This window comes from Hyphococcus sp., from assembly GCF_041986965.1.
GTDB lineage: Bacteria > Pseudomonadota > Alphaproteobacteria > Caulobacterales > Parvularculaceae > Hyphococcus.
Window position 1 is genome coordinate 277,828 of sequence record NZ_JBHIXB010000001.1, and the last position, 13,069, is coordinate 290,896.

The 13,069-nt window shown below is 59.1% G+C and carries 13 protein-coding genes and 1 tRNA gene; 4 read left to right on the top strand and 10 right to left on the bottom strand.

Translation table 11 applies throughout. The features are described from left to right. Positions 1-98: 98 nt before the first annotated feature. From ACFC5L_RS01295 to ACFC5L_RS01305, 3 genes are read right to left on the bottom strand one after another with little or no spacing between them, the layout of a single operon-like run. A complete protein-coding gene (locus ACFC5L_RS01295; RefSeq protein WP_375202090.1) occupies positions 99-1,472 on the bottom strand; it encodes an oligosaccharide flippase family protein in 1,374 nt (457 codons plus the stop codon). Continuing rightward, positions 1,456-3,048: an O-antigen ligase family protein gene (locus ACFC5L_RS01300; RefSeq protein WP_375202089.1), complete on the bottom strand. Its 1,593-nt coding sequence runs from the start codon at positions 3,046-3,048 to the stop codon at positions 1,456-1,458. Before ACFC5L_RS01300 ends, ACFC5L_RS01295 begins: the two co-directional genes overlap by 17 nt. After that, the gene (locus tag ACFC5L_RS01305) at positions 3,045-4,268 is read right to left on the bottom strand and encodes a glycosyltransferase family 4 protein (RefSeq protein WP_375202088.1); all 1,224 of its coding nucleotides are present in this window, start codon (positions 4,266-4,268) and stop codon (positions 3,045-3,047) included. The genes ACFC5L_RS01300 and ACFC5L_RS01305 overlap by 4 nt, the downstream gene beginning before the upstream one ends. Before the next feature lie 414 nt (positions 4,269-4,682). Here ACFC5L_RS01305 and ACFC5L_RS01310 point away from each other — a divergent pair, with 414 nt between their 5' ends. Next, positions 4,683-5,474, top strand: coding sequence for a sulfotransferase family protein (locus tag ACFC5L_RS01310; RefSeq protein WP_375202087.1), 792 nt, complete (start codon positions 4,683-4,685; stop codon positions 5,472-5,474). Next, positions 5,467-6,306 (top strand): sulfotransferase family protein, encoded by an 840-nt coding sequence (locus tag ACFC5L_RS01315; RefSeq protein ID WP_375202086.1) that lies wholly within the window; start codon positions 5,467-5,469, stop codon positions 6,304-6,306. The genes ACFC5L_RS01310 and ACFC5L_RS01315 overlap by 8 nt, the downstream gene beginning before the upstream one ends. Before the next feature lie 15 nt (positions 6,307-6,321). Here ACFC5L_RS01315 and ACFC5L_RS01320 read toward each other — a convergent pair. The 7 genes from ACFC5L_RS01320 to ACFC5L_RS01350 form a co-directional block, all read right to left on the bottom strand. Then, positions 6,322-6,398: transfer RNA gene (locus ACFC5L_RS01320), tRNA-His, on the bottom strand. Between the two features lie 177 nt (positions 6,399-6,575). After that, positions 6,576-7,331, bottom strand: a complete 756-nt coding sequence (locus ACFC5L_RS01325; protein WP_375202085.1) for a M48 family metallopeptidase — start codon at positions 7,329-7,331, stop codon at positions 6,576-6,578. A gap of 98 nt (positions 7,332-7,429) precedes the next feature. Then, positions 7,430-7,996, bottom strand: a complete 567-nt coding sequence (locus tag ACFC5L_RS01330; protein WP_375202084.1) for an HNH endonuclease — start codon at positions 7,994-7,996, stop codon at positions 7,430-7,432. A gap of 182 nt (positions 7,997-8,178) precedes the next feature. After that, entirely contained in the window at positions 8,179-8,826 is a 648-nt protein-coding gene (locus ACFC5L_RS01335; protein WP_375202083.1) for a DNA-3-methyladenine glycosylase family protein, read from the bottom strand. After that, entirely contained in the window at positions 8,814-10,187 is a 1,374-nt protein-coding gene (locus tag ACFC5L_RS01340; protein WP_375202082.1) for a glutamate--cysteine ligase, read from the bottom strand. Before ACFC5L_RS01340 ends, ACFC5L_RS01335 begins: the two co-directional genes overlap by 13 nt. Positions 10,188-10,280: 93 nt before the next feature. After that, entirely contained in the window at positions 10,281-11,063 is a 783-nt protein-coding gene (locus tag ACFC5L_RS01345; protein WP_375202081.1) for a 16S rRNA (uracil(1498)-N(3))-methyltransferase, read from the bottom strand. Between the two features lie 57 nt (positions 11,064-11,120). Further along, on the bottom strand, positions 11,121-11,408 hold the full coding sequence (locus ACFC5L_RS01350) for a GIY-YIG nuclease family protein (RefSeq protein ID WP_375202080.1): 288 nt from the start codon (positions 11,406-11,408) through the stop codon (positions 11,121-11,123). A 147-nt stretch (positions 11,409-11,555) separates the two neighbouring features. On the opposite strand from ACFC5L_RS01350, the gene ubiA reads away from it, so the two are divergent. Beyond that, positions 11,556-12,491: a 4-hydroxybenzoate octaprenyltransferase gene (gene ubiA / locus ACFC5L_RS01355; RefSeq protein ID WP_375202079.1), complete on the top strand. Its 936-nt coding sequence runs from the start codon at positions 11,556-11,558 to the stop codon at positions 12,489-12,491. A gap of 152 nt (positions 12,492-12,643) precedes the next feature. Next, a complete protein-coding gene (gene msrB / locus ACFC5L_RS01360) occupies positions 12,644-13,069 on the top strand; it encodes a peptide-methionine (R)-S-oxide reductase MsrB (RefSeq protein WP_375202359.1) in 426 nt (141 codons plus the stop codon).

Genomic DNA, 13,069 nt, shown 5'->3' on the forward strand with positions numbered 1-13,069 from the left:
AATGAAACTTTCTTAAAATTTCGCCGCGAAGGATTTAATTAGTTTTTAACGAGCGGCGCAGGTCCGACGCATCATGCCGCCGGATCCGCGCGTAAACATCAAAAATCCGGGATTGTTCCTGAAGCAATCAGGGCTTCAACACTGACATAACAACCATAGCCAATCGCCGCGCCGACCAGCATTGCGGCAATGATGAAAAATTCTTCACCCAAGTTCAGCAGGTCGTATTGCTTCAATTTCCACAGTGTGTACGGCGCCGCCGCCACTTCGGCGAGACAGAAGGCGGCGATGAGGGCCAATGGCCCAAAATAAATGTAGGCAATAGGACCCGTAACAGCGATCCAGGCGAGCCGCACTGCATTGCCCACCAGCGCAACCTTGACGAACCCCTTGGTGATAATCGCCTGCTCCGCCGGCAGCGAGCTCAATCGCGCAAGAGGCGCAATACATAACAGCGACAGATAAAGTCCGGCGCCAAGATACTCAGCATTATAGAGAATCCGGATCAGCACTTCGCCGCCGCCAATGAGCCCGCCGATGCCGAATGCAAAAAGCAGGGTAACCGGGCGGCGCGCCGCATAATACATGTCTTTCGCATCCGCTGCGCTTTTTCGATTGGCCTCGGCAAAGCGCGGAAAAAACACGCGGATCACATACTCTCCGGTCACACCCAAAACAGCCGAGCTAAGCGTTGTCGCGATCGTGAACTTGCCCAGTTCGGCCAGCGGGAAAAAGCGAGCCATGACGACTGTGTTGGTCTGGGTCAGGACAAGCGTGATCAGGCTTGATGGAATAATGATGCGCCAGAATCCCCAAAGATCGCGCACATGCTCTGGATCGAGCCGGAACCGCACCGGCGGCCCCTTCAACAGGACATAGCTTGAGAAGAATGCAAACAGAGCGTTGACGAACATGCCAATGACGATCGCCCAATAGTTGCGCAGGAAATAAGCGGCGATGATTGTCGCCAGCGTCACCAGCAAAAAACGGATGAAGTCGAGGACTGTGAGCCTGACGACGCCGCGATTACGCTCCGTCGTCAGAAAGGCAAGGCTCGAAAACGCTTCAATGATAAACGGAAAAGCGCAAATCCTGATGGCGAACGCAATCTCGGGCGCTTTATACATATCAGCGAAAACGCCAGCGCCGACAAACATGATGGCGAAAATCGCCAGGTTGCGCATCAGCCGCACAGTCCAGACCGATTGAATTAATTCATCGCCGCCATCCTCGTGCCGGATGATATAGGAGCGCAGCCCCATGTCGGAGATCATGATCAGGATGTATGAAATCGATGAAACGATGCCGATGACGCCGTAAGCCTCCGGCGACAAAAGCCGCGTGACGATCATGCTGCTGCCGATGCGCAGCACAAGTTGCGCCACATGCGAAGCGATTAGCAGCGTTGATCCGTCGCCGAGCGCGGGGCGAATTTTTGCGGCCGCAGACCGCATATCACTGACGGCGAACAAAACGCGCTCCATAAGGAACCGGACCGGAAGGAGCCGGTGATGGGGAGGACGGCGGCGCCTCTGGCGGCGGCGGCGCAATAGCCTCAGTTTCCGCTATCGTCTTATCCGGTTCGGCCGCCGCCAAACGTTGCGTTTTCAAAATGCGCGCCTGCGCCACCAGAGCAGCGAGGATAAGATAGCCATAATGGGGCACCTGCGCGACAAAACTGATCGTCGCAATCAGCACGAGATAGCCGCCTTGCATGGCGAGAAGAAACGCAACTGTGCGCCGTTGCTCGGCCTGCGCCGGCGTCAAATCGCGCGGGCGCGGCAATTCATTCAGCTCGCGAAGCCCCCCCATAGCGCCAAGAGCATGGGCGCCAAGGAGCGTGCCGAGCCCCACAAGACCGTAAAACAACACGATCTGGATATAGGCGTTGACGAGATCGATAATGCCTTCCCCCTGACGCAAATGCTGGAAACGGGGGAGGTTGAAAATATCGCTTGCCCCGAAAAGAGGACGTTCCTGAATTTGCGCGACGCTCGTTCTGATCAGCTCCGCCCGGTAATTCACGGTGCCATATTCATCATTCAGCACATCGCTATCGCTAAAAATCAGACTGAAGCCGACAAGCACGCAGATGATCGCAGCGGCGTAAGCCAACCGGCGCAAAGCCGCGCCGCCATAATAAAAAACGAAATAAGCCGCAACGCAGGCGATCGCGGCGAGCCAGCCCCCGCGCGCGCCTGTGGCGAAGCAGGTGAAACCAAGAATGCCGATGCTGATATAGGCGAAAAGCGGCGAAATCTCTTTTCGCGCCCGAAGCACAAGAGCGAGAATCAGGCCAGCTGACGTCAACGCCGCAAGCAAGGACGGGATCATCGTTGCGCTCACGCGAAGCAGGCCGTTTCTGACGTCGAAATACGCCTTGCCGAAGCTCCCCTCCCCGATGGAGGCATAGTAATTCCAGCTCCGCAACGTGCTGATGACGCCAATGACGGCCAACATCAGGAATGACGCAAAAAACGCCCGCAACGCCCAATCGATATCCTTCTGGGTGATGAGCGTTCTGCTGATCGCAATGAAGGGCAGATAGACGAGCACAAAAAGATCAAAAATCGTCCGCAAGACGCTGGTAAACGGAAGGTCGCGGAACGCCATCAGGCCGGTGAACAGCACAAAAAAGAGCAAAAGATGTTCGATGCCGCGGAAATGCGCCGGCGCGCGGGTAAAGGACGCCTTGATGAAGGCGGGGCCCAAGAGAACAAGCGCGGCAAGCTTGGGATAATCAAGCGTGATGAGATAATTGAGGCCCGGCATCGGCACATCATAGAGGAGTCCGGCCGGGAGAGCCGGCATCACGGCGATATAAAGAAAAACACCCCCTCGCGGGCTGGCCGCACCAGCCGCCGCAAGCAGCATGAAAAGCGCAATGAAGGTCAGCGAGGCGTCGGCAAGCAAAAATGCAATCGCCGCAACAAACACCCAGGTGACGCACACCGCAACAGCGAATGGCTTGTCCTCCTTGGGCATCAACATCAGGACAAGCAGCGCAGCAAAACCTGTAAGCGCAATGGCGACAATACTCGGATTCATGAGAGCGCCGCCTTTGTCCGCATGGCGCGGCCAATAATTTCGGCGTAAAAATCTTCAGCGCGCGCGGCGATCGCATCCGGCGAAAAAAGCCTGATCGCCGCTTCCCGTCCTTTTTCGCCCATGCGCGCCGAAAACTCATGATCGTCAAGGCAGCGCGCTATCTGTCGCGCCAAAAGCTGAGCATCTCCTACTGGCGCGAAGAGAATATTTTCTCCGTCGGTTAGATATTCCGTCAACCCGGGCGTCGCCGTCGCGATTGTCGGCGCGCCGAGCGCCAGCGCTTCAACGGCGGCGTAGGAAAATGTTTCGAACCGCGATGCAGTCATATTGATCAGTGCGCGCCGCCGTAATTTCGGAATATCTTCCCGGGGCACCGGGCCCAAAAAGTCTATCCGCTCACGGATGGATTCCGGCAGATGGGCCCGAACGTAATCGGCGAAATTCAACACAACGCCGTCTTTACCGCGTATGCCATTGTCGGCGCCAGCCATGACAAGCCGGATATCAGGCCGGTTTTCAGCAACGATTGCGAAGGCTTCAAGCGCAATGTCGGAGCCTTTGATCCTGTCAAACCGGCCGATAAACAGTATCGTATTGCGATCACAGCCATCGAGCGTCCAGGCCTCATCCGACGGCGCGATGTCGACCGGATTGGGATAAGTCGCGCTCAAGGGAAAGTCTGCGCCGTAATGCGCGGATACAGCGCCGCATAACGCCCTTGAAGGAAAGGAGGCGGCGTCCGCCTCCCTGAAGGCGAGCCCCTCCTTATTTTCCCGGCGGCGGTCGTTCCTGTCAAAAGGCGGTTGATGAACCAGATAGTGCGGACCATGAGCCCGCAAAACGACCGGGGCGCCGGTAACCCCCAGGCAATAACGCGCAAGGCCGAAGCTCTCTTCGCCCTCGAGAATATCGATCGGCTTCTGGCGATCCGCGTCGATCAGCGCGTTGGCGACGCCGCGACCGAAAAAATTATAGTCGAATAACTGCCCGCCCTCGATCTTGTGGCGCACCCGCCGGAGCAGCTTTTCTGCGCCATTGAGCCGGGGCAACCTCACGGGAAACATCCGGGAATCCTCAACGTCGCCGATCGCCCACATGGGAATCACAACGCATTCATGGCCTTTGCGCTCCAGCGCACGGCTCATGATGTCCACATAGGTGGCAATGCCGTTTTGCGCCATGGAAGGCGGCCAGAGGGGCGTCAGAAAGGCGATTCGCATGAGCCGGAGCGCTGAGGTTGAAAGAACGGTAACACACTAACCACGGACTTTGGCCGCCATTGCGAAAGGAATGGTTAACAGCCAGTTTCCCCAGCTGCCGGAGCGATGGATAGGGGAGCCGTACGGCGCCCGTCAACCATTTGAAAAAGAACAAAAAATAATTCCCCACCCCCGCCATGCGTCCGCCCGGTCTGAAGGGCGCCTTTCCAAAAAAGCTCCGCCCCGCGCCAGGAGGTCTCCCGGTTTGACCGGACACGGAGAGCCGTCGGTCAAACGCCAGGTAGCAGAGCCCTCGAAATTTCCCCACTGGCATCCACTCGCCGCGTTTTTCAATCCGGTCGTCTAATGACCGCTTTCAACACGCAGCGTTCACTGAGAGGGTGGCTACGGACGTAACAGTAAACAAGGCGCTTCATGAACCGTGGCGACGATCTTATCCTGATTGGCGGGGCGCCGCGGTCAGGCACAACGCTTTTGCGCGCTATCATTGGGGCCAGCAGCAATATTTTCTGTGGTCCTGAACTGAGGACCATCCCGTCCCTGTGCACGCTTTGCGACAACATCACCGATGCATCGGGCCCGACGCTGTCGAGGGCCTATGGCGTTGACAAGAACCGCATCGACGCGGCCGCCGCCGGCGCCATCGCCGCCTTTCTGGCGCCGGCGAAGAAGGCATCCGGCGCAGTCCGCGCGGCGGAGAAAACTCCGACGAATATTTTACACTTTCCAACCCTGCGCCGTCTGTTTCCGGACGCCTACCTGATCAGTATCGTACGCGACGGCCGCGATGTCGTTTCGTCTCTCCTGCAGATGACATGGCGCGACGCCCGAACCGGCGAGCCCATGGCAGTGACCCAATCCCCACAGATGGCGGCCAATCTTTGGGCCGCGAGCGTCGCCAATGACCAGGCCATGGCCGGCGACAAGCGCTTCTTTTCTCTGCGTTATGAAGATCTGGTGCGCTCGCCGGCGGAAGAAATCACCAAGCTGTTTGATTTTCTGGGCGAGCCGACGCCAAACCTTGCGCTTTATCACGACCATGTTTTCGACGCCCTCGAGGGCGAAAACGAAGCCAGCGCCGCGCGCGTCGCCGAACCGATCGACACCACCGCCATCGGCCGCTGGCGCAAGGATCTTGCTCCCGGCCAACTCGCCAGCGTCAACGCAACGGCCGGTCCCTGGCTTGAACGTTACGGTTATGTCTGAACCGTCAGGCCGCCGCAGCGAGGAAGGGAACACCAAACCACTCGGCGCCGGACTTGTTTTCGCCGGCGGCTGTCCGCGCAGCGGTCTTACCCTGTTGCGCAAAGTCATCGCCCGCCACCCCCGCGTTCTCGCCGGCCCCGACACCGGCGCCGCGCCGTCGATCGGCCTGCAATGGCGCAACTACGCACAGTCTCTTGGCGGGCTGCATGAGAAATATTTCGACCTGGAGCCGGACTATGTGGCCGAGACCATGGGCCGGTTTCTTGAAACCATTTTGCGCGCCGAAAGCGAAACGCGGATCATCCTCGAAAAAACCAGTCTCAACATCACCGCCTTTGACGCCCTCGCCGTCATCCTGCCCGCGGCGAAATTCATTCATGTCGTGCGGGACGGGCGCGACGTCGCCGCTTCGCTTCTGGAGCGGAACTGGCGCGACCCGGCGACAGGCCAGCCCTTCGCGCATGTAAGCGACCGTCAGGCCGCCATCGACTATTGGTCGGGCCTCACGGCGACAGGCCTCGCCGCTGAAAAGAAACTCGAGGGAAGCGGGCGGCTTATTCGCGTGCGATATGAAGATCTCGCCGGCCGGCCCGACAGCGCCATCAAAACGATCTGCGATTTTCTGGAAATCGACTGGCCGTCGGCGGCGCCCCTGCGCCCGCCGCTCGCCAACGAAGATTATATCGGCCTTGAGCGCGACAGCCTGCCCTTGATGCTGGCGCCCATGACTTCGTCGCGGATCGGACGTCACCGCCGCATCCTGACGCCCGACATCATCCGCCAGCTCGAGGATGGCGGAAGGCCCGCACTGACGGCGCTGGGGTATCTCTGAAGTCTGCGTTGAAGATGGTACCGCCTGGTGGTCTCGAACCACCGACCTCTAGATCCACAATCTAGCGCTCTAACCAACTGAGCTAAGGCGGCCCTGCATTTTCCGACGCATGATTCTTTGCGAAAAACCGGGCTCCACTTTTTCGCATCATGCTCGGGAAGGCGCGGAACCTACGCGCCAGCGCGCCCTATTTCAAGCGGGCCCCACGTGTTTTTGGCGCGTTTTTGGCGCGTTTTTCGGCCCGCTTTTTCTGGCCTGACTGTCCGGCCTCAAGAGCCCGATCTGAGGAGCGCGATCTCTTTTTTGAGCTGCGCGATGCGGGTGGCGTCCGACGGGTGGGACGACAGGAATTCCGGCGGTGCGCCATTCTTTTGCGCCGCCATTTTCTCCCAGAATTTGACCGCCTCATTCGGATTATACCCTGCGCGGGCCATGTACCGGACGCCGAACTTGTCGGCCTCTAGTTCGTGCTTGCGCGAGAAGGGCAAGAGGACCCCGTATTGCGCGCCAATGCCCAGCGCCTGAACAGCCGCCGTGGAGACCTGACCGCCGCCGGCGATGGCGCTGCCTGCGCTGAGCGCCGTCTGGGCCGCCGCCGCCTGACTGTAGCGCTCGCCCGAGTGATTGAAGTTCACATGAGCAACTTCGTGGCCCATCACCGCCGCGATCTGGGCGTCATTTTCCATGATATCGAGAATGCCGGTATAGATGCCGATCTTGCCGCCGGGCAGGGCAAATGCGTTGATCTGGTCGGATTTGAAAACCCGGACTTCCCATTCCGCAGGATTGCCGCCGGCCGCGCGGATGATCTTCGGCGCGACGCGGTTCACCCGGTTCACATATTTCGCTTCGTTGGTGATCGGCTCCTTTTGCTTCAGATCGGTCCAGGCGGAGCTGGCGAGCTGCGCCATCTGGCCCTGACTGACGAAGAGAAGCTGATTGCGGCCAAGCGTTTCATTATAGGCGCAGGCCGCCAGCGTCATGACGCCCGCTGCTGCAAGTCCGATCTTCAACAAGGATTTCATGCATTTCCTCCCTAAGCGCCCCAAAATTTGCGCGAGCATAGGACATTGCCGCCCGCCCCTCAATGCGGGGGACGAAACCACCCTCAATAACCCCAAAATCAGGGTTCGAGTTCGCAATCCCAGTAGAGGAAATCCTGCCAGCTTTCATGGAGATAATGCGGCGGGAAGGCGCGGCCGCGCTCATTCAGCTCAAACATCGTTGGCCGTTGCGGTTCGCGCGCAGGGAACATTTTCGCCTCGCGCGGCGTACGCCCGCCCTTTTTGATGTTGCAGCCCGAACAGGCGGCGACGATATTTTCCCATGTGGTGCGCCCGCCCTGCGAACGCGGCTTCACATGATCGAAGGTCAGATTATCGCGCTGCGACGAGCCGCAATACTGACAGCTGAAACTGTCGCGCAGGAAAACGTTGAAGCGCGTGAAAGCCGGCGCGCGCGAATGGCTGACATAGCTTTTCAGCGACACGACCGAGGGCAGGCGCATTTCGAAATTGGCGCTGTGCACTTTGGTGTCATATTGCGCAACGACGTCGACGCGATCGAGGAAGACGGCTTTCAGCGTATCCTGCCATGACCAGAGCGAAAGCGGGAAATAGCTGAGCGGACGGAAATCCGCGTTCAACACAAGCGCAGGGCAAGAGTCGGGAGATCGCAGCGCAAGAGTCATGACGACCGCCTCACTGCGAAGGCCCATGGAAACCGAAGATGCTCACTCGAACGCTTGAAAGCGGGATCTCCCCTGCTGTCGCGACAGTTTAGCCGGTTCATTTCCCTTCTGCCTATATCTGATTCTGCATGACAGAAGTTTGAAGGTTTAGGGGATATTTTCGCAACAGTCTCAAAAATCGCTTAAATTGGCGTGCGCCCGCGCAAGTGAGCGTAATAAGTCCAGAGAATATGCGCCGCGACGCCCCGATAGGGCCGCCATTTCGCCGCACGGGAATCAAGGAATTTCATGTCCGGTTCAGGGCCGCGGCGGCGCGTGGCGCGATAGGCGCCGAGAAGCGCCACATCGCCCGGCGGCCAGATATCGACCCGCCCCTCGCAGAACAGAAGATAGATCGCCGCCGTCCACGGACCGATCCCCTTGATTTTTTGCAGCGCGACAGACGCCTCTTCATCGCTCAGGCGCGCGAGTTTTTCCTCATCGAGGTCGCCTGACGTCCAGTGATCGGCAAGCGCCGTGACATAGCGGACCTTCGGCCCCGACAAACCAAAGCCGCGCAAACCATCCTCACCCTGACGAAGCGCATGGGCGGGATCGGCGCAGTCCATGCCCGCCTGGCAGCGCGCCCAGATCGCCTGCGCGCTCGGCACCGAAACCTGTTGTTCGACAATGATGCGGAACAATGCTTCGAAGCCGCCGGGGCGGCGCCTGATATGGGGTTTTTCAATCGCATCGAGCGCCCGGGCGAGCGAGGCGTCTTTTTTCGCAAGCGCGGCGCAGGCGTCAGAAGTATCGCCGAAAACGTCGAGGCGGTTCGTCAGTATTTGCACTCTTCAAACAGTTTTTTCACATCGCCGTCGAGATCGCCGAGGAAATGCGACGCCGTAAACTCGCCCATGGTGACGCCGCTTTTGGCGATTTTGACGAGTGGATCGAGATAGGTGGTTTCGTCTTCTTTCAGATTGCCCATGCGCGCGCGTTTCCGGAGGCCCTCGCGGGAAATTTCCAGAACTTCCAGCGCCACATCCTGCACCTTGCGGCCGCCGATGTCGGCGCTCAACCCGATTCTTGCGGCGTCGTCGCGCAACGCCTCGCGCATTTCGGTCGTCCAGTCCTTTGCAACGTCCCAGGCGGCGGAAAGCGCATCATCATCATAAAGCAGGCCGACCCAGAACGCCGGCAACGCACAGATGCGCGCCCATGGCCCGCCATCGGCGCCGCGCATTTCAAGAAAGGTTTTGAGCCGCACTTCAGGAAAGGCCGTGGACAGATGATCTTCCCAGTCTTCCATGGTGGGCCGCTCACCCGGCAGGGCGGGAAGCTTTCCATCGAGGAAATCGCGGAAGGATTGCCCGGCCGCATCGATGAACTTATTGTTGCGGCGCACGAAATACATGGGCACGTCGAGCATGTAGTCGCGATAGCGCTCAAAGCCGAAACCGTCTTCGAAAACGAAATTCAACAGCCCGGTGCGGTCGGGGTCTGTGTCGGTCCAGATATGCGCGCGATAAGACGCGTAGCCCGAAAGCTTTCCTTCCTTCAGGCCGGAATTGGCGAACAGCGCCGTCGCAATCGGCTGAAGCGCCAGCGACGTTTTGAACTTCATCGCCATGTCGGCTTCGGATGCGAAGTCGAGATTGACCTGCACCGTGCAGGTCCGGTGCATCATGTCGAGGCCAAGATCGCCGACTTTCGGCATATAGTCGCGCATGATCTTGTAGCGCGCTTTCGGCATATGCGGGATTTCCGCACGGGTCCAGGTTGGCGCAAAGCCCATGCCGAGAAAAGCGACCCCTAAGGGATCGCAAACTTTTTTCACCGCATCGAGATGGCGATGCACCTCGTCGCATGTCTGGTGCACATTTTCGAGCGGCGCGCCGGAAAGCTCGAACTGGCCGCCGGGCTCAAGCGAGACGCTGGCGCCCTCGCCTTTAAGACCGATGGGGTTGTCGCCTTCGCGAATGATGTCCCAGCCCGTCTCGGCTGAAAGTTTTTCCAGAATTGTGCGGATGCCTACCTCGCCCTCATAGGGGACAGGCTTGAGGCTGGTGCGGCAGAACACGAATTTTTCATGCTCGGTGCCGATGCGCCATTTCTCTTTCGGCTTGCAGCCGCTGGCGAGATGCGCCGTCAGCTGATCGAGCGACTCAATCAGCGGCGATTGGCCGGTTTGTTCACTTGCAGTCGTCACATCTCTCTCCGGCCAGGCCGCTATCTCTTTATTCCGCTCTATCCCGCGAAAGCCGGATCGCCAAGCCTAAAGACCATCACGCTATCGTGCAGATCAGTTACACCGCCAGTCGCCAAGCGCCGCCTGCCACAGGACGAGCGCTGCAATCGCCGCTGTATCCGCCCGCAAAATACGGGGGCCGAGCGTAGCGGCGGTCACAAATGACTTCGCTCTCAACGCATGGCGCTCCTCCCGGGAGAACCCGCCTTCGGGTCCGGTAAGCACCGCCCATCGATCATGACTGTCATCAGAATTGCTATCGGCGTTCTTTAGCGCCTCTAACACAGGGAGCGCGCGGCCTTCACGGCCGCCCCACTCCTCTTCTTCGTCATCGCCAGCCTCGTCGCAAAAGAGAAGGCGCCGGCCTTCAGGCCATTCATCCAGAAGTTTCACAAACTTGATTGGTTGGCCTACGGAGGGAATGGTCAAGCGTCCGCATTGCTCCGCTGCTTCCGTCGCGATCGCCTGAAGGCGCTCAATATTGAGTTTCGGCGCGACCGTGCGTTCAGTGATGACGGGCTGAAGTCTTGCGGCGCCGACCTCCACGGCCTTTTGCACAATGACCTCAAGGGGCCCGCGTTTCACCGGCGCAAAACAGAGCGTCAGATCGGGCTCGGCTTCCTGTTCGCGGGTCTTTTCGCCCACATGAACGGCGCCCGCTTTCTTTCGCAATTCGGCGATAGTCGCCGCGAACTCCCCATCCTTGCCGTTGAACAGGCGCAGCTCATCGCCCTCGCCCCTGCGCAGGACGTTTTTGAGGTAATGAACCTGCTCCGCCGAAAGCGGCGCGGGAAGCCCGGCATGCAAGGGGCCGTCGATATAAAGACGCGGGATCATCTGCCCAGCATTTCTCCGATCATCCTCGCGAAAGCGGGGATCCATTGCATATGAACATCAACTGTTCCACACCGCCCAAAGATCTTCCCAAAATGGATTCTCTTTTTCTATCAGATCGATCTTCCACTGACGGTTCCATTTTTTCATTGCCCTTTCCCGACGGAAAGCGCTTCCTCGCTTATCATGAGCTTCATACCAGACGACCTTGTCTACGCCATATTTGGCAGTGAAGCCTTTAAAGATTTTCTCCTTATGCTCCCAAACGCGCTTTTCCAAATCATCGGTCATGCCGATATAGAGCGTACCGTTTTTCTTGCTGGCGAGGATATAGACGTAGAACGCCATTTGCGGTTTCGTTTCTCTGCAATCCTATCGCTCGGTATCTACGCGCCATGGATCCCCGCTTTCGCGGGGATGATCGGGGGGGAGGAGAGTTCCAACATGAACAAAACGTTCTTTGCACGGCAACCCCCGACAGGCTAAACCACCGCCATGACCCACACCGCCCCGATAACCACGCCCGACGCCGTTCCCGGCAATTGGGTGAATAGCGCCCCCGGCTTCGCGCAACCCTATCTGCGGTTGATGCGCGCCGACCGGCCGGTGGGGACGTGGCTTCTGCTCATTCCCTGTTTCTGGGGCCTCGCTATGGCGGCGGCGAGCGGGGTCGCCGGTCTTCATCTCCTCTGGTACGCGGCTCTCATGAGCGTCGGCGCCTATGTGATGCGCGGCGCGGGCTGCGCCTATAACGACATTGTCGACAAGGATTTCGACGGGCGCGTGGAGCGCACGGCGCTGCGCCCCATCCCGGCGGGTGAGATTTCGGTGAAACAGGCCTGGGCCTTCCTCATCTTCCTTTCCTTCATCGGCCTCGCCGTTCTTCTCCAGTTCAACCGCGTCGCGATCGCTCTCGGCCTCGGGTCGCTGGCGCTTGTCGCCGCCTATCCGTTCATGAAGCGCATCACCTGGTGGCCGCAGGCCTGGCTCGGTCTTACGTTCAACTGGGGCGCGCTTGTCGGATACGCCGCCGCGGCTGGCAAACTCGACGGACAGGCCTTTGCGATCTACGCCGCGGGGATTTTCTGGACGCTCTTTTACGACACCATCTACGCCCATCAGGACACGGAAGATGACGCGCTGATTGGCGTCAAATCCACCGCCTTGCGGCTGGGTGAAAAAACCTTGCCCGCGCTCGGTCTTTTCTTCGCCATGACGATCACGCTCTTCGCCCTCGCCGGGGCGATCATCCACGCCCATGCGGTTTACTATCTCGCCCTTTTGCCTGCGATCGCGCATTTCGTCTGGCAGTTGAAACATCTCGACATTCACAACAGCAATATCTGCCTCAGCCTCTTCAAATCGAACCGCGACGCCGGGCTCCTCCTCCTGCTCTCGCCGCTTTGTGAACTCGCGATACGTTCACTGTGAGCGCCGAAAGCGCTAGATGAAGGCGTGATTGACGCAACAGAGCGCAAGGACTACGCCCGGCCATGACAAAACTTCGACTGACCCGACGCCACCTCACCCTTTCTCTTCTTGGCGCGGCGGCGGGCTGCGGCGTACAAACCCAGGATAAAGCGATGGCCAAAGACCCAGATCCCGCAACCATTCCCGATTATGACAAATGGCAATTGTCCAACGCTGAATGGAAAGAGCGCCTGTCGCCGGAAGCCTATTCGGTCCTGCGCCGCGAGGCGACGGAACGGGCGGGAACGAGCCCCCTGAATGATGAAAAGCGCGAGGGAATTTTCGCCTGCGCCGGCTGCGGTTTCGATCTCTTCAAATCCGACACCAAATTCGAAAGCGGCACCGGCTGGCCTTCCTTCTGGGATTACATTCCCGGCGCGCTCGGCACCAAGACCGACATCAAGCTCATCGTGCCGCGCACCGAATATCATTGCGCGCGCTGCGGCGGCCATCAGGGCCATGTCTTCAAGGACGGCCCGGCGCCGACGGGGCTGCGCTATTGCAACAACGGCGTCGCGCTGACCTTTAAACCCGCCTGA

Bases quoted from the DNA above. Each gene is read 5' to 3' on its own strand.
- ACFC5L_RS01300 (WP_375202089.1), bottom strand. From the start codon at position 3,048: ATGAATCCGAGTATTGTCGCCATTGCGCTTACAGGTTTTGCTGCGCTG.
- ACFC5L_RS01305 (WP_375202088.1), bottom strand. From the start codon at position 4,268: ATGCGAATCGCCTTTCTGACGCCCCTCTGGCCGCCTTCCATGGCGCAA.
- ACFC5L_RS01310 (WP_375202087.1), top strand. From the start codon at position 4,683: ATGAACCGTGGCGACGATCTTATCCTGATTGGCGGGGCGCCGCGGTCA.
- ACFC5L_RS01315 (WP_375202086.1), top strand. From the start codon at position 5,467: ATGTCTGAACCGTCAGGCCGCCGCAGCGAGGAAGGGAACACCAAACCA.
- ACFC5L_RS01325 (WP_375202085.1), bottom strand. From the start codon at position 7,331: ATGAAATCCTTGTTGAAGATCGGACTTGCAGCAGCGGGCGTCATGACG.
- ACFC5L_RS01330 (WP_375202084.1), bottom strand. From the start codon at position 7,996: ATGACTCTTGCGCTGCGATCTCCCGACTCTTGCCCTGCGCTTGTGTTG.
- ACFC5L_RS01345 (WP_375202081.1), bottom strand. From the start codon at position 11,063: ATGATCCCGCGTCTTTATATCGACGGCCCCTTGCATGCCGGGCTTCCC.
- ACFC5L_RS01350 (WP_375202080.1), bottom strand. From the start codon at position 11,408: ATGGCGTTCTACGTCTATATCCTCGCCAGCAAGAAAAACGGTACGCTC.
- ubiA (WP_375202079.1), top strand. From the start codon at position 11,556: ATGACCCACACCGCCCCGATAACCACGCCCGACGCCGTTCCCGGCAAT.
- msrB (WP_375202359.1), top strand. From the start codon at position 12,644: ATGGCCAAAGACCCAGATCCCGCAACCATTCCCGATTATGACAAATGG.